This is a genomic window from Pseudonocardia sp. TMWB2A (genome assembly GCF_017312135.1).
Map to the genome: position 1 here is coordinate 2,355,130 of NZ_QKQY01000001.1, position 16,277 is coordinate 2,371,406.

Genomic DNA, 16,277 nt, shown 5'->3' on the forward strand with positions numbered 1-16,277 from the left:
GCTATGTGATATTATGTGCGCCCCAGCCTAACCAAAAATGCGCGCCTGTCCAGCCTATTGGCCGGAAAGCCCTTCCGCCTCGCGCGCAGCCTCGCGCCAGCCAATGTCACGGCGGCAAAATCCGGAGGCAAAATCAAGCGCATCAATCGCGGCATAAGCGCGCGCGCGCGCCTCGGTGACTGACGGCGCGGTCGCGGTTACATTGAGAACGCGCCCGCCATTGGCGACCAGTTGATCGCCTTGAAGGGCTGTCCCCGCATGGAAGATTTTAACGTGCTGTTCTGCCGCTTCGGCCTTGTCCAAAGCGTTAATCGCGCCGCCCTTTTCAGGCGTGCCGGGATAGCCTTTGGCGGCCATCACCACAGTGAGCGCGGTGTCGGCGATGAAGTCGGGCGCGGGCGCACCGGCCAGCCCTTGCGTTGCACTCGCATAGAGCAATTGCGCCAGATCGCCGCTAAAGCGCGTCATCAGCACCTGACATTCGGGGTCACCAAAGCGGCAATTATATTCGATCAGCTTCGGCCCCTCATCGGTGAGCATGAGGCCTGCATAAAGCACACCGACATAAGGCGTGCCATCGGCCAGCATCGTGCGCACGGTCGGTTCGACAATGCGCTCCATCACCAAAGCTTCCAGTTCGTCGGTGAGGACGGGCGCGGGGCTATAGGCCCCCATGCCGCCCGTATTGGGGCCGGTATCGCCATCGCCGACGCGCTTATGGTCCTGGGCTGACCCGAACGGCACGACATTCATCCCGTCGGATAGCGCAAAGAAGCTCGCTTCTTCGCCCTCCATAAATTCTTCGAGGACAATTTCCGCGCCCGCTTCGCCAAAGCCGCCGGAGAACATATCTTCAACCGCCGCGCGCGCTTCGTCGCTGCTTTCCGCGATGATGACGCCCTTGCCTGCGGCCAGGCCATCGGCCTTGATGACCACCGGCAGGCCGAAGCGGTCCAGATCATCAAGCGCCGCTTGCTTGTCATGATGGCGCGCATAAGCGGCGGTCGGGATTTCGGCGCGGGTGCATAAATCCTTGGTAAAGCCTTTGGAGCCTTCCAGTTGCGCGGCGGCTTTACCGGGGCCGAAAACCGCAAAGCCTTCGGCGCGCAAATCATCGCCCAACCCCGCGACCAGCGGCGCTTCGGGGCCGATCACGACAAGGCCGATCGCTTTCGCGCGGCAAAAGGCGATGACCGCTTCATGGTCGCTCACGTCAAGCGCAACAATCTCCGCCTCTTGCGCAATGCCGGGGTTGCCGGGGGCGGCATAAAGTGATGTAAGGCTGGCTGCGCGTTTCAGCCGCCATGCCAGCGCGTGTTCGCGTCCACCCGATCCGATGAGCAAGATATTCATGCCTGACAATTCCTTTCCGGATGATCCCCGATATGCAGCGTCCGGCCGCCTGTTAGCGGAGGGACGGGCGGGCGACAATGCGCCGCCGCTCTCGGTGAGCGAAATTTCTACCCTTTTGAAGCGCACGGTCGAGGACCGGTTCGGTTTTGTCCGCATAAGGGGCGAGATTTCGGGTTTCAAGCGCGCGGCGTCGGGGCATCTTTATTGTTCGTTGAAGGATGAAAATGCCAAGATTGACGCGGTGATGTGGAAAGGATCCGCAGGCCGCCTCGCCTTTCGCCCCGAAGACGGCATTGAAGTGGTCGCGACCGGCAGGCTGACCACCTATGCGGGGCGTTCTTCCTATCAGATCGTCATGGAGACGATGGAGATTGCAGGCGAAGGCGCGCTCCTCGCCCTGCTCGAAAAGCTGAAGGCCAAGCTGGGCGGCGAAGGCCTGTTCGATAGCGAACGCAAAAAGAAACTCCCCTTCCTGCCGCGCGTGATCGGCGTGGTGACATCGCCCACCGGCGCGGTCATCCGCGATATTTTGCACCGGCTTGAAGATCGCTGCCCCACCCATGTGCTGGTATGGCCGGTGCTGGTGCAGGGCGAAGGCGCGGCGGCCCAAGTCGCCAATGCGGTGCGCGGCTTTGATGCGATCCAACCCGGCGGCGCCATTCCGCGCCCCGACTTGGTCATCGTCGCGCGTGGTGGCGGGTCGATTGAAGATTTGTGGGCGTTCAACGAGGAAGTCGTCGTGCGCGCCGTCGCTGATTGCAGCATCCCGATTATCTCTGCGGTGGGGCATGAGACGGATACAACCCTATGCGATTATGCCGCCGACCGCCGTGCGCCGACGCCAACGGCTGCTGCCGAAATTGCGGTGCCGGTGCGCGCCGAATTGCTGGCGGGGGTGCGCGACTATGGGTTGCGGGCTCAACGCGCGAGTATGGGCCGCGCCGAACGCGCGCGCGAACGGCTAACCGCCACCGCGCGCCATTTGCCGGGGCTTGACCGCTTGCTCGAACCGTTCAAGCAGAATGTCGATTATTGGAGCGAGAAGCTCACCGTTAGCCTCAAACAATTTGTGGCGCTGGAACGGCAGAAATTCACGGCCCCTGCGAGCGCCCTCAACCCCGCCTTGCTCGACCGGCGGGTCGCGCGTGAGCGGGAAAGGCTCGGCCATATCTGGGCGCGCGCGGTATCGCCGCAACGCCGCCTTGATCTCCAAAAAGCGCGATTGGCCGAAGTCAGCGAATGGCTGGGCGACGCGCGTACTGTCCGGCTGGCGAGTGCGACCGACAAACTCGACCAATGGCGCAACCGCTTGCGTCCGGCCTTGGTCAACGAACGCATCACCCAGCGCCGCCAGCGGCTGGACGGCATTGCGCGGGTGATGGCCAGCCTCAACCCCGACAATCTGCTCGCCAAAGGCTATGCGATGGTGCTGCGCCGCGATGGGACCAAGCCGGGCGTTGTGACCTCGGCGGACGAGGCCCGCGCGGCGGCGGGGTTGCGCTTGCGTTTTGCCGATGGCGCGGTTGATGTTGATGTGGTGGGGGAAGGGAGTTCCACGCCTCCCCCTCCAAAACCTAAAACGCCACCGCGGCCGCCATCCCGTCCTTCGACAAGCTCAGGACTAGCGGGGGAAGAGAAACGCCAAGGCGGGTTGTTCGATTAAGACTATCGGTTAGAAAAAACCCGTCATCCCCGACTTGATCGGGGATCCATCTCCGAGTCTCCAGTTTAACCTAGCTCGCAGCATCGCCGCACCCCCGCCCGCGCTTCACTTAATCTCCCGCAGCCCGGCAATCATCATCGGCGCGGAAAGTTGCTGGTTGGCGCAGAAAATCGCCATGCCCCAATCATAGCGCGCCTCGTTGGTGACCCATGTGCGCTCGCAATAATCGAGGGCCTTGAGCGTGTCGCTTGCGCGCTGGCGCTGATATTTGGCGCGGATCAGGCGGAAGCTGCGATGCCCCGCCGCCGCATCGGACAGGCAGGCGCCCATATCCTGCCCCGACTGGCTGCCATCAGGGTAGGTGGTTGGGTTGGCCTTTTCGCCCTCGCAATGGGCGGTAGCCTTTTTAAGATCGAAGCGTCCGCCCGAATCGGCCACTTCCAGCTTGGGGTCCGCCATTTTTTCGATGCAATGGATGGTCATGCCCCAATCGGGCAGATTTTTTTCCTCGTCCCATTTTTCAGCAAAACATTGGCGATAGCCTTCGCGCCGTTCGGGCTTGTCCGCCTGCCACAAGGTCATGAACTGGTGATGGTCCTCGATTTCGTCGCGCAGACATTCATATTGCCCGTCCAGATCATCGCCCTCTTTGGCCGCGCACATCCTTAATATGGCGGCGCGATCAAAAGCGGGGATTTCGGCGGGCGCTGCCGCCAGTAGCAGGGACGCGAGCAACATAAAGGGCCTTCTCCTTACAGCGCAGCGGTGAGCTTGCGTAATTGTTCGCGCACCGCATCATTTTGGGTGTTGGTGCTGATACCGAGCCGGACGATGGTAAGACCTTGGGAGGGCGACACAATGATATATTGGCCCTGATGCCCGAGACAGGCGAACAGGTCGGACGGCCCTTGCCCCGGCCAGAGCGCGGGATTGGACCCGGCCGGACGCGGCTTGTTGAGCCAGATATGGCCGCCATAACCGCCATCGGCAGGTGAACTGGTGAGCATGAAGTCGATCCAGCTTTCGGGCAAAAGCCGCTGGCCATTGACCACGCCGCGATGGCGCAAAAATTCCCCGAATTTCGCATAATCGCGCGCGGTGGCGTGGAGGATGCTGCCGCCGATCATCGTGCCGCTGGCGTCAAATTCGGGCGTCAGGCTCGTCATGCCGAGCGGCTCCGACAAGCGCCCGCGAAAATAATCGAGCATCGCCTGACGCCTTGTATCGGGGTCTTGGCTTTCCGTTAGCGTTCGGGTCAATATGTCCGATAGGATTACGCTTGATCCAGTCGAATAGTTGAACTGTTCATCGGGCTTGGCAATGGCAGGCTGGGTTTCGGCATAAACAGCCATGTCTTTGGCTCCCTGCCCGAACAGCATCCGCACCGTATCGCTATCATAAACCGGATTTGCAATTTCTACATATTTGAGGCCCGACGCCATATTGAGCAGATGCCGGACAGTGATATGTCCGCGCGGATCGCCCGACCGCTGCCACAAAGGCACCGGGGCTGGCTCGTCCAGAGCAAGCTTGCCATCTGATATAATGAGGCCGGTGAGGACGGCCATGATGCTCTTGGCCATCGACCAGCTAATCAGCTTGCTGTCCTGCCCGAAGCCCTTGCCATAGCGTTCATAAATAATCTTGCCGTTTTTGAGGACCAGCAGCGCGCGGGTTTCGCCGACAAGGGCAGTGTCAGCCTCATCGCCTTCGCCGAACAATGCGTTGGCGGCGTGTTGGGCAGGCGATGGCAGCGTGCCGTTTGCGGCGCTGCTATGCTGCGCGGCATCGGCGCGCGCGCTCACCCACCAGCCCCCCGCTGCCAGCATCAATGCACCACTTGCCAAGAGCATCAAATTCCGGTTCATGGGGGCCATGACTAGCAGCAGCCCGCTACCTCCTGCAATGGACAATGATCGCGCCGATGCTGCGGGCGCGCGGGTGCGATTGGAGCGGGGCGACACGCGGCGCCCCCTGCCTTGGAAAGCCATTGGAATCGCAATGCTGCTGCTCCTCATCGCCTTTGTCGCGTGGAATTATAGCGGCTGGCAGAAACAGGCCGATGTCGGCACCGCTTATGGTGCGCGCGTGGGATGCTCATGCCGCTTTGTGCAAGGCCGAGACCTTGAAAGCTGCGAAAGCGATTTTGAACCCGGCATGGGACTGGTATCCTTATCCGAAGACAAGGATAAAAAGCGCGTCACCGCCTCGGTTCCGCTCATGGCGCGCCATAGCGCCCATTATGCCGGGGATACGGGCTGTCTGCTGGATTAAGGCTTTACGCCGCTTCCAGCGCTGCGCTTTCGGTTTCCTCGATCCAGCCGCCGCCGAGCATCCGCTCGCCTTGGCCGTCATCAGGAGCGTAAAAGACTGCCGCCTGTCCGGGCGCAACGCCATATTCGGGCGTGTCGAACAGCACGCGGTCGCCGACTTTGCGGGCGGGGACAAGCTTGGCAAGGCTGCGCACCTTGACCAGCATCGGGCCGTCATAATCCGCGCCGATCCAGTTCATTTCCTCCAGCCGCGCGGCATTGACCGCAAGCGCACGGCGCGGACCGACCACGACCTGCTTTGAGGCGGCATCAAGCCGCACCACATAAAGCGGCTCAGGCTGGCCGCCAATGTCGATGCCGCGCCGCTGGCCGACCGTATAATGGATAAGCCCCTTATGCTGGCCGAGCATGTTGCCTTCCAGATCGACAATATCGCCGACATCATCGGCATCGGGCCGGATTTTGCGGACGATTTTGGCATAATCGCCATCGGGGACGAAGCAAATATCCTGACTGTCCGGCTTCATCGCGACGGCCAAGCCCAATTCTTCGGCAATTTTGCGCACTTCGGGCTTGGGCAGGCCACCCAAGGGGAAGCGCAGATAGTCCAACTGCTCCTGCGTCGTTGCGAACAGGAAATAGCTCTGGTCGCGCGCGGGGTCGGCGGCGCGGTGCAGCTCGGCGCCTGCCGGACCTTCGACGCGGCGCACATAATGGCCGGTCGCGAGGCAATCCGCGCCAAGCTCGCGCGCCAAGCGGAACAGGTCGGTGAATTTCACCCCCATATTACAACGCACACAGGGGATGGGTGTGCGTCCGGCCATATATTGATCGGCAAAATTTTCGATCACGCTTTCGCGGAACTGGCTTTCATGGTCGAACACATAATGGGCGATGCCAAGCTTGTCGGCGACTGCGCGCGCGTCGCGAATATCCTGACCTGCACAACAGCTTCCGGTTTTGCCGGTCGCCGCGCCATGATCGTAAAGCTGGAGCGTGACGCCGATTGTCTCTGCACCGGTGCGCGCGGCAAGCGCAGCGACCACGCTGGAGTCGACGCCGCCGGACATGGCGACCACGACTCGCCGCGCGGACATTGGCCCGGAAAGCTGGAAATCGGCAGGATTGGTATGAGTCATAATGCGCGCATTTAGGCACTGTGAAAAGATTTTACCACCCCTGCAAAACCCCCTTATCGGGTTCTGCTAACGCTTTCAAAAAGATACCATATGTAAACAAATATTAGCGTCTGTTCATCTAAGCTAACAGTGTCTGAATCGGCTGTTTACAAGGCTTTTAATCTTTGGTGTTACAAATGCCGGTATGGACATGGATCAATTCCGTACATCCGACCGGGAGTCGGCTCAGCCACTGGAGCGCATTGGCTTCCGGTTGCTGCTGGCTTCAGCGGGTGCGCGGCAGGCGGCTAGCCAGACCAGCCATGCGGTGATCCGCGAAACAGGGGAGCAAAATGACGGGGCAGAACCGGACCAGTATCGTATCCAGATCTTGTCCAGCCGCAATGAAGCGTTCGACAAGCAGCAGCCAAAGCTGGCGCGCTTTTCGGATTTGGCGCTCCCCGACCATTATTCCGGCGCTGTGGCAGACAGGTCCGACCCGGAGGCGACGACATGAGTCAGGCGTGCGATGAAATATTGAATCTAAACGCCATGTTAACCTCGGCGTTTCAAAGATTGTTAGAGACGGCGATTTTACATCTTTTCGAGCAGAACATAATAAACACTATCTTTTTGAGGACGCGATGATCGAGAATCAGAAAATATCTCCGGCGCAGGTAATCGGCCCGCTAGGCGAGCCGCTGACGCTGGACTCCCTGCCACCGCCGGACACCACACGCTGGGTTGTGCGCCGCAAGGCCGAAGTCGTCGCAGCCGTTAATGGCGGACTGCTCACGGTCGATGAGGTGTGCGCCCGCTATGGCCTGACGGTCGAAGAATTTGCCGGATGGCAACGCGCTATCGACCGGTCAGGGATGCCGGGCTTGCGTGTCACGCGCATCCAGCATTATCGCGACCTTTACCAGCGCCAGCAGAAATTTTGACGCAAAGACTCTGAAGGGCTCGCGGGCGCTCGGCTTGCCTTATGGTAAGCTATATCCGCCCGAGTAGCTGATAAAAAAGGCCCGCTTTGTCCGGGCCTTTTTTGTTGCCCGCAACAGCGCGGCTTTCTGTCCCCTCCGGTTTTAATGAGATTTACTTGTATTAATATGCGGAACCGTTAGGCTCCATACCCGTTACACACCCATCTTTAACGGCACTTGTTTGCGCCGGTTACGTTGAAGAGAGTAAAGATAGAAGCATTTAGCTGTTCAATAACGGGAGGTGACTATGGGTTTTCTTTGGCTTTTAATTGTCGGTGGTGTGCTTGGCTGGTTGGCCAGCATTGTGATGCGGACCGACGGACAGCAGGGTATTTTCCTGAACATCATCGTCGGGATCGTCGGCTCTTTCCTCGGCGGTATTCTTGTGTCGCCCTTGATTGGCGGTGGCCGGATTATTGACGGCAATTATGATATGATGTCGCTGATAAGCTCCTTCATTGGCGCTTTGATCCTGCTTGCGATTGTCAATTTGGTCCGTCGCGGCAGTGTTCGCTAAAAATAGCGTGCGCTAAATAATATAGCAATATCATCCGGTTGATCGTAACCGGAGCGATAGAAAAGAGCGGCTCTTCCGGTGGGAAGGGCCGCTTTTTATGTTGCCGGATTATGTTGGTCGAACGCAAAGTCTGTCATGCGCGCGCAATGTCTCCATTGCAAAGCCGTAGCATCTGGTTCACCATCATGGTCCAAAGACAATGAGTGGAGGGAAATGAAATGATTACCTTTTTGATCGCGCTTGTAATGGGCGGCATTATCGGCTGGCTTGCGAGCAAGGTGATGAACACGGACGCCCAGCAAGGGATTTTCCTGAATGTGGTGGTCGGCTGCGTCGGCTCGATGCTCGGCGGCTGGCTGTTCAGCTTTTTCACCGGCGGCACCGCGAATCTGCGTGATGCCCCGTTCAATCTGGCGACGCTCGCGGTGGCCTTTGGCGGCGCGATTGTGCTGCTCGGCATTGTGAACTTCCTGCGCCGTGGCAGCGTGCGCTAAAAAAAGCACAGCAAATGAGCGGGCTTTGAAAGCGCGCACCATCCTTTACAAAATGGCCCCCTCGCCGGGGCCATTTTCATTTGATTTTATATATAATTTCCAGCACAGAAACGCGCGATCGGGAGGCTGGGTATGATGTGCATTATGCGGCTTGATCCGAGTGATATAATGATATAATACACCGCAAATCGGGGCGAGCGGAGCAGCGACATATTTTATGAACTATGAAAGCAAAATCGACGACACAAAACCTGTCGAGGCCGGATATGGCAGCACGGGCGATTATGGTGCGTTGAGCGAACAGGATAAGCGCCGCCGTCGCTGGACCGTAATAGGCGCGATTGCGCTGATTGCGCTCGTGCTGGTTGGCGCATGGATGATGTTCAATCGCGACAAGACGCCTGCCGCCAAGACCGGCACCGCGGCGGCTGGCTCTGCGCAAGCGGGTAAAGCCGGCGGCAAGGATGCGCCGACCGTGACCGTCGCTATCCCGGCGCGCCAGACGGTGGACCGTGTGCTGAACGCATCGGGGACACTGGCGGCCCGCCGCGAAGTGCCGATCGGCGTGGTGGGCGAAGGCGGTCGCGTGATTGATGTGCGCACCGATGCAGGCGGCTGGGTGTCGCAAGGTCAGGTGCTGGTCGTCGTCGAACGCTCGGTCCAGAATGAACAGGTGCGCGGCATTGAAGCGCAAATCGGCGCGGCCCAATCGGATGCGCGCCTCGCACAGGCCGAACTGGACCGTGCGCAAGCCTTGATCGCGCGCGGCTTTATTTCCAAGGCCGATGTCGACCGCAAGCGCGCCGCGCGCGATGCCGCCAATGCGCAAGTGCGCGTGGCCCAAGCCCAGCTTTCCGAACTGCGCGCCCGCAATGCGCGGCTCGACATTCGCGCGCCCGCATCGGGTTATATCCTGTCGCGCGCGGTGGAAATCGGTCAGGTTATTAGCTCGGGTTCGCCCCCGCTGTTCACCATGGCGCGCGGCGGCGAGATTGAACTGAACGCCCAGTTGAACGAAGCCGATCTGGCGACCATCAGCACGGGTGTCCGCGCGACGGTGGTGCCGGTTGGCACTACCCAATCCTTCTCCGGACAGGTGTGGCAGATCGCCCCGACGGTGGACGCCAATACGCGGCAGGGTATTGCCCGTATCGCGCTGCCGTTCGACCGCGCGCTGCGTCCCGGCGGCTTTGCCAATGCCCAGATTGTGGCGGGCGCAATCCAGGCACCCATCCTTCCCGATTCGGCGATCATGACCGATGACAGCGGCGATTTCGTCTGGGTCGTCGATGCCCAGAACAAGGTGCATCGCCGCGCGGTCAAGACCGGTCTTGTAACGCCGCAAGGCATTGCCGTTGCCGAAGGGCTGAACGGCACCGAACTGGTCGTGCTGCGCGCCGGCGGCTTCATTACCGAAGGCGATATTATCAAGCCGAGCCGTGTCACATTGGGCCGGAATGGCGCTGCCACGCCGACATCAGCCGGGGCCGCTGCCAAGGCCGCGCCTGCGCCTTCGAAAACGGCAGAAGCGAAAAATTAATCGGGCCGGAGGGCGTGGGAACATGCCCTTCGACAAACGCCCTTAAAAGGATATGACGGAAGATAGCCATGGGTTTGCGTAATATTTCCGCTTGGTCGATCCGCAATCCGGTCGTTCCGATTGTCTTGTTCACCTTCCTCATGGCGGCGGGGATTCTGTCCTTCATGCGCATGGGCGTGGCGAGCCAACCGAACGTCGAATTTCCGTTCGTTATCGCGACCATTTCACAGCCGGGCGCGGCGCCTTCGGAACTCGAAAACCAAGTCACCCAGCGCGTTGAATCCGCGATGCGCGGCATTAACGGGCTTAAAAATCTAAGCTCGACCGTGCGCGAGGGCAGCTCGCAAACCTTTGCCGAATTTGAAATCGGCACAGACGTCAATAATGCGGTCAACGAGGTCAAATCGGCCATCGACCAGATCCGCGGATCGCTGCCCGAAGGCATTTTGGAGCCGCAGGTCGTCAAGGAAGATACGTCGAGCCAGCCGATCAGCAATATCGCGATCAGCGCGACCGACATGACGCTCGAACAATTGAGCTGGTTCGTCGATGATGCGGTGGCCAAGCGCCTGCTCGCGGTCGAAGGCATGGCCAAGGTCGAACGCTGGGGCGGTGTGGACCGCGAAATCAAGGTCATCCTTGACCCCGCGCGGATGCAGTCGCTCGGCGTAACGGCCGCGCAGATCAACAATGTGCTGCGGCAAGCCAATATCAACACCGGCGGCGGCGTTGCGGAAATTGCAGGCGCGCGCCAATCGGTCCGCGTCCTCGGCAACGTTGCCGATGCACGCGAACTGGCGGAATTGCAGATTCCGGTCGGCACCAAAATTGTGCGCTTGGGCGATGTCGCCACCGTGCGCGACGGCAATAGCGAACGCACCAGCATCGCCGCGATCAACGGCAAGGAATCGGTAAACTTCGCTATCTCGCGCACCAAGACGGCGTCCGAAGTCGGTGTGTTCGACGAAGCGATGAAGGTGTTGAAGAAGCTTGAGGACGAAAATCCCGGCGTCAAATTCACTTTGCTGTCCAATCAGGTGCAATATACCAAGGACCAGTATCACAGCTCGATGGCCGCGATGATCGAAGGCGCGGTGCTGGCCGTTATTATCGTTTTCCTGTTCCTGCGCGATTGGCGCGCGACGTTCATTTCGGCGCTCGCCATTCCTTTGTCGGCTATCCCGACCTTCTGGTTCATCTCGATGATGGGCTTCAACCTCAATAGCCTTGTGCTGCTCGCGCTCAGCCTTGTGGCGGGCGTACTGGTCGATGACGCGATTGTGGAGATTGAAAATATCGTGCGCCATATGCGCATGGGCAAATCCGCCTATCAGGCCTCGATTGACGCAGCCGACGAGATCGGCCTCGCGGTGGTGGCGACCACTTTCTCCATCGTTGCGGTCTTCTTCCCCGTCGGCATGATGCCGGGCATTGCCGGACAGTTTTTCAAAAATTTCGGCTTCACGGTCGTCATCGCGGTGCTGGTCAGCCTTGCCGTCGCGCGCATGATTACACCGATGATCGCCGCCTATTTCCTGAAAGCCCACGGCGAAGCAAGTCATGGCGAAGGCCGTCTGATGGACGGTTATATGAAGATTTTGCGCTGGAGCATGGACGACAGCAGCGCGCAGCGCATCCGCGCGGGCATTACCAAGGTGCGCAGCCGGTTGAGCTATTATGCGGTGCCGATCGGCCTCGGCCTTCTCGCTATGCTGGCGATCATCTTTAAGCCCGCTGCGCCTGACGCTGCCGCTGCCGGTGCCAGTGCGGACGCCGGCGAAGCCGGTATAGGCGCGGGTCAGGTTTTTGCAGGGCTTCTGCTCGGCTATCCCGTCGGTTTCCTTGTCGGCATGATCCTGCTGTTGATTGTCGGCGCGATTATCGGTCGCCGCCGTGACGAGGGTTTCCTCGGCTGGACCGGCAATCTGGCGCGCCGCTTTTATGCGCGCATCCGCGATCACCGCGTATGGATGCTGGGCTTTGGCGTCCTTGCCTTTTTGATGACCATCGGCCTCCTTGCGGTCATCCCGCAGGAATTTGAGCCCAAGACCAACGAAGATACGGTTCAGGCGCGCATCGAAATGGTTCCGGGAACGACCTTGCAGCAAACCCGTGCGGTCGGGATGCAGGTCGAAAAACTGCTGCTCAAACAACCCGAAGTCAGTCAGGTCATGGTTGTTGCGCGCGAAGGCAATGGCTTTGTCCGCGCCAACCTCAAGGAAGAGCGCGAACTCACCTCCGATGAATTTACCCGCAAAATGACGCCGCTGCTTCAAGACATTCCCGATGCGCGCGTCGATTTTGGCCGCAGCGATACCGGCAGCGGTCGCCCGATTTCGATCATGTTGTCCGGCTCCGACCCCGACCTGCTCGTCAAAACCGCCAATCAGGTGTTGAGCGAAATGCGCGGCATCAAGGAGATTGTCGCGCCGCGCATCGTCGCCGATATGCGCCGTCCGGAACTTATTATCGAACCGCGCACCGAAATTGCGGCCTCGCTCGGGGTCACAACCGCGGCATTGAGCCAAACCATCCGCATCGCGACACAGGGTGAAATCGACCAGAATGCAGCGAAATTCTCGCTTTCGGATCGCCAGATTCCGATCCGCGTGATGCTTCCGGAACAGTCGCGCGAGAATATGGCGGTGATCGAAAATCTGCCGGTCCCGACCGCCAATGGCGGGTCCGTGCCGCTGTCCCGTGTTGCGACGATTAAATTCGGTGCGGGACCGACCACGATCCAACGCTATAACCAGTCGCGCCGCGTGTTCATCGGTGCCGACCTTGCGCAAGGTGTCGTCAAGAGCCAAGCCATGGACAAGATTAACGTCCTGCCGACCATGAAAAATCTCCCGACCGGCGTATCCAACGCGCCTGCGGGCGAAGATGCGTGGCAGGCCGAGTTTATGACCGACTTTGCGATTGCGATTGTCACCGGCCTGTTCCTCGTCTTTGCGGTGCTGGTCTTGCTCTATCACCGCTTCGTTGCGCCTTTGGTCAATATGACCTCTCTCTTGCTCGCGCCTCTGGGCGGCCTCATCGCGCTCGCCATAGTTGGCCAGCCGATGTCGCTCCCTGTCTATATCGGCATCCTCATGCTGATCGGCATCGTCGGCAAAAACTCGATCCTGCTGATCGACTTTGCCATCGAGGAAATGGCCGCAGGCGTGCCCAAGAAGGAAGCGATTATCGACGCGGGCCATAAGCGCGCGCAGCCGATTGTGATGACCACCGTGGCGATGGCGGCGGGCATGGTGCCGACCGCTCTGTCGCTCTCCGGCGACGGGGCGTGGCGCGCGCCGATGGGGACAACCGTGATCGGCGGGCTGATCGTCTCGACCGTGCTCACCTTGCTTATCGTTCCCGCCGCGTTCAGCCTTGCCGATGGCATGGAAAAGCGTTTGTCGAAGCTGTTCAAAGGTAAGATTATCACCAGCGGGCCCGATGAAGAGCAGTATCGCGAATCGCGGATGCATGGCGGGCTTCCGCCGCATCCCGAACCGCAGCCGGCCGAGTGAGTTTGACCGCTGGGGAGGAGGGGGCAACGCGTGCGTTAGCCCCTTTTGCCTTGCAACGCTTTCGCGCTTCAATCATTTAGGTGAGTGTGAAAAGGCCAGTCCCCCGCGCGCCGATGGCGCTTAATATGCCGAAATTATCGGTCGAGGTTCCGACGGGCGGGCTTAATGTGCGCTGGGTTGCGACCGGTTTGCTGGTGGTGATGGCGCTGGTTTTCATCGCGACCACTTATTTCCGGCACGTCCACCCCGCCATCGGCTTTGTCCGCGCTTTTGCCGAAGCGGCAATGGTCGGCGGCCTTGCCGACTGGTTCGCGGTGACGGCTTTGTTCCGGCATCCGCTTGGCCTTCCCATCCCGCACACCGCGATCATTCCGCGCAACAAGGACCGTATCGGCGATACGCTCGCTTTGTTCCTCAAGGATAATTTCCTCACCCCCAATGTCATCGCGCGGCGGATGCAGAGCGTCGATATTGCGGGGGCTGCGGGCAAATTTCTGGCCTCGCCTTCGGGCGGCGAAGGGCGGATGCGGGTGGGCGCCTCGCGGCTCTTGGCCGATATGATGGGCGCGCTTGATGAAGAGCGGCTTGGCGGCATGGTCAAAACCGCGATTGCCGACCAGATCCGGCGGCTCGATATTGCGCCTCTCCTCGGCCAAGCCCTCGCGGCGGGGATGAAGGAGGACAAGCATCAGCCCGTGATTGATTCGATGGTCGGCTGGCTCGCTAAAGCGCTCGATGAAAATGAACATATATTGCGCGACATGGTGCATGAGCGCACTAACGCGCTGATGCGTTTTGTCGGGATTGACGAAAAAATCGCCAATTCGATTGTGAACGGCCTCCATAAGCTGTTCACCGAAATGACCGAAGACCCCGACCATCCGTTCCGCTTGAAAGCCGAAGAGGCGCTGCAAAAACTCGCCAAGGATTTGCAGCATAGCAAGAAGATGCAAAAGAAGGTCAGCGATTTCCGCGACGAATTGCTGGAAAATCCGGCGGTCACCGGCTGGATTGACGGATTGTGGGAACAAGGCCGCACCGCGCTCCTTAAAGCCGCGCGCGACCCCGATACGGTGCTGGCCGGAAAGCTGGGCGAGGCGCTCCAGCAAATGGGCGCAACCTTGCAACAGGACGAGGTGCTGAAACGCACGATCAACCGCTTTGCGCGCCGTGCGGTGGTTGGCGGCGCGGCGGCCTATGGCGGCAATATTGTGCGGCTGGTGTCCGATACGGTGCGCAGTTGGGACACCGGCACCATCGTCAACCGGCTCGAAACCACGGTCGGGCCCGACTTGCAGTTTATCCGCATCAACGGCACCTTGGTCGGCGGACTGGTGGGCGTGTTGATCCACGCCGCTGAATATCTTTTATAAGGCTTTCCCCGATTTTATAAGGCTTTCCCATGCGCGATGCCCCGGCTTATGAATTTGAAACCGACCGGCTGCGGATGCGCCGCCCGATGGCCGGGGATGAAGTCCTCATCCATGCGCTGACCGAACCGCCCGCGATGCGCACCTATCTTGCGCTCGCCGAACCCTGCATGACCGACAGTTTCAACCGGTTGATGCGCAATGCGGGGAGTTGGATGCTGTTCGGCTATGGCATTGCGATGGTCGAAGAAAAGGAGACGGGCGCTTTTGTCGGCACCTGCGGTATTTTCCGCACCGCGCGCGGGCATGGCGCAGACTTTGATTTCCTCCCCGAAGCCGGCTGGATTATCGCCCAGGACCATTGGGGCAAAGGCTATGCGACCGAAGCGATGGAAGGCACAATCGACTGGTTCGAACGCACCTTCGGCAAGCAACCTTTGGGCTGCATGATCGAATTCGGCAATGTCGCTTCGGATAAGGTCGCGCGCAAATTGGGCTTCAAAATCCTGCGGGAAATTTTTCCGGATGAAGAGGCCGAAGACACCGCACATTTGGTGTTATACCGCCGGGAATGATCTGACCCGATGCCTGTCTGTTACAGGCAGGTCATAAGCCCTTCGCGATAGCTCCGGTAGCGTGGCCGCCAGCCCAATATCCGCCGCGCTTTGCCATTGGCGATGCGGCGCGAGGCGGCATAGAAGCTACGCGCCATCGGTGTCAGCGGGGCGCTTTCAAGCGGCTCCGGTAGCGGCGCTTCTATCCCCAGCAAGGCCGCGCCATAAGCAATCACATCGCTTTGCGGCGCGGGGTGATCGTCTGCAAGATGATAAACCCCCGAAGGCCCGGCAAAGCTCGCGACTACTCCGCGCGCCAGATCATCGACATGGATGCGGCTGAAAATATGGCCGGGCGCATCAATGCGGTGCGCTGTGCCGTCTTTCAGCTTGTCGATAACAGAGCGGCCGGACCCATAAATGCCGGGCAGACGAAAGATGCGCACCTCTTCGCGCAAAGCCGCCCATGCCCTGTCAGCCCGCACCCGTGCGCTGCGCTGGCCGTCCAGCGGGGTGCTTTCGTCACACCACCCGCCGCGTGCATCGCCATAAACACCGGTCGAGGACAGATAACCGACCCAATAAGCGGGCGCGAGCGCAATGGCCTCTCCGTAAAGCGTCAGCACCGGATCATGGGCGCCGAGGGGCGGGACGGTGGAGAGGATATGGGTTGCCTGCCGGATGCTCGCGCGGACACTTTCCATATCGTCAAAACGCGGGCGGTCGACAAAGTCGATGTCCCACCCGCGCGCTTCTGCCAACGCCGCTATGCGGCGGCCGCTATAGCCGGGGCCGAAGATCAGCAGGCGGGACATGGTCGCACGCGTTCACAAGCGGGACAGGGCAGGGCGATACTCATACGGCCAGCAAAGCCGCAATGGCGGATGCGCCGCA

General features: G+C 60.0%; 15 protein-coding genes. 10 read left to right on the top strand and 5 right to left on the bottom strand.

The features are described 5' to 3' along the window. Positions 1-54: 54 nt before the first annotated feature. Entirely contained in the window at positions 55-1,479 is a 1,425-nt protein-coding gene (gene purD / locus DMP17_RS10920; RefSeq protein WP_337829111.1) for a phosphoribosylamine--glycine ligase, read from the bottom strand. Between purD and xseA the strand changes: the two genes are divergently transcribed. Further along, on the top strand, positions 1,448-3,016 hold the full coding sequence (gene xseA / locus DMP17_RS10925) for an exodeoxyribonuclease VII large subunit (protein WP_337829112.1): 1,569 nt from the start codon (positions 1,448-1,450) through the stop codon (positions 3,014-3,016). The genes purD and xseA overlap by 32 nt on opposite strands. 105 nt (positions 3,017-3,121) lie before the next feature. On the opposite strand, the gene DMP17_RS10930 is transcribed toward xseA, so the two are convergent. Both DMP17_RS10930 and DMP17_RS10935 read right to left on the bottom strand, forming a co-directional pair. Then, complete coding sequence (locus DMP17_RS10930) at positions 3,122-3,754, bottom strand: hypothetical protein (RefSeq protein ID WP_337829113.1); 633 nt, start codon at positions 3,752-3,754, stop codon at positions 3,122-3,124. A gap of 14 nt (positions 3,755-3,768) precedes the next feature. Continuing rightward, positions 3,769-4,884 carry a serine hydrolase domain-containing protein gene (locus DMP17_RS10935; protein ID WP_337829114.1) on the bottom strand — a complete coding sequence of 372 codons (1,116 nt, stop codon included), beginning with the start codon at positions 4,882-4,884 and terminating at the stop codon, positions 3,769-3,771. A 37-nt stretch (positions 4,885-4,921) separates the two neighbouring features. On the opposite strand from DMP17_RS10935, the gene DMP17_RS10940 reads away from it, so the two are divergent. After that, positions 4,922-5,290 carry a hypothetical protein gene (locus DMP17_RS10940; RefSeq protein WP_337829115.1) on the top strand — a complete coding sequence of 123 codons (369 nt, stop codon included), beginning with the start codon at positions 4,922-4,924 and terminating at the stop codon, positions 5,288-5,290. Positions 5,291-5,294: 4 nt separating this feature from the next. On the opposite strand, the gene mnmA is transcribed toward DMP17_RS10940, so the two are convergent. Next, positions 5,295-6,386, bottom strand: a complete 1,092-nt coding sequence (gene mnmA, locus DMP17_RS10945) for a tRNA 2-thiouridine(34) synthase MnmA (RefSeq protein WP_337829116.1) — start codon at positions 6,384-6,386, stop codon at positions 5,295-5,297. Positions 6,387-6,612: 226 nt separating this feature from the next. On the opposite strand from mnmA, the gene DMP17_RS10950 reads away from it, so the two are divergent. The 8 genes from DMP17_RS10950 to DMP17_RS10985 all read left to right on the top strand — a co-directional run bounded on the left by DMP17_RS10950 (position 6,613) and on the right by DMP17_RS10985 (position 15,404). Continuing rightward, complete coding sequence (locus DMP17_RS10950) at positions 6,613-6,924, top strand: hypothetical protein (RefSeq protein ID WP_337829117.1); 312 nt, start codon at positions 6,613-6,615, stop codon at positions 6,922-6,924. 127 nt (positions 6,925-7,051) lie between these two features. Further along, entirely contained in the window at positions 7,052-7,351 is a 300-nt protein-coding gene (gene sciP / locus DMP17_RS10955; RefSeq protein ID WP_337829118.1) for a CtrA inhibitor SciP, read from the top strand. 286 nt (positions 7,352-7,637) lie between these two features. Further along, positions 7,638-7,907, top strand: coding sequence for a GlsB/YeaQ/YmgE family stress response membrane protein (locus tag DMP17_RS10960; protein WP_337829119.1), 270 nt, complete (start codon positions 7,638-7,640; stop codon positions 7,905-7,907). 218 nt (positions 7,908-8,125) lie between these two features. Next, positions 8,126-8,401 (top strand): GlsB/YeaQ/YmgE family stress response membrane protein, encoded by a 276-nt coding sequence (locus DMP17_RS10965; protein WP_337829120.1) that lies wholly within the window; start codon positions 8,126-8,128, stop codon positions 8,399-8,401. Between the two features lie 217 nt (positions 8,402-8,618). Continuing rightward, the gene (locus tag DMP17_RS10970) at positions 8,619-9,941 is read left to right on the top strand and encodes an efflux RND transporter periplasmic adaptor subunit (protein ID WP_337829121.1); all 1,323 of its coding nucleotides are present in this window, start codon (positions 8,619-8,621) and stop codon (positions 9,939-9,941) included. 68 nt (positions 9,942-10,009) lie between these two features. Next, a complete protein-coding gene (locus DMP17_RS10975; RefSeq protein WP_337829122.1) occupies positions 10,010-13,459 on the top strand; it encodes an efflux RND transporter permease subunit in 3,450 nt (1,149 codons plus the stop codon). A gap of 125 nt (positions 13,460-13,584) precedes the next feature. Further along, positions 13,585-14,832 carry a DUF445 domain-containing protein gene (locus DMP17_RS10980; RefSeq protein ID WP_337829123.1) on the top strand — a complete coding sequence of 416 codons (1,248 nt, stop codon included), beginning with the start codon at positions 13,585-13,587 and terminating at the stop codon, positions 14,830-14,832. A 29-nt stretch (positions 14,833-14,861) separates the two neighbouring features. After that, positions 14,862-15,404 carry a GNAT family N-acetyltransferase gene (locus DMP17_RS10985; RefSeq protein ID WP_337829124.1) on the top strand — a complete coding sequence of 181 codons (543 nt, stop codon included), beginning with the start codon at positions 14,862-14,864 and terminating at the stop codon, positions 15,402-15,404. 20 nt (positions 15,405-15,424) lie between these two features. Here DMP17_RS10985 and DMP17_RS10990 read toward each other — a convergent pair whose 3' ends face one another. Then, positions 15,425-16,198, bottom strand: a complete 774-nt coding sequence (locus tag DMP17_RS10990) for a hypothetical protein (protein ID WP_337829125.1) — start codon at positions 16,196-16,198, stop codon at positions 15,425-15,427. Positions 16,199-16,277 lie beyond the last annotated feature (79 nt).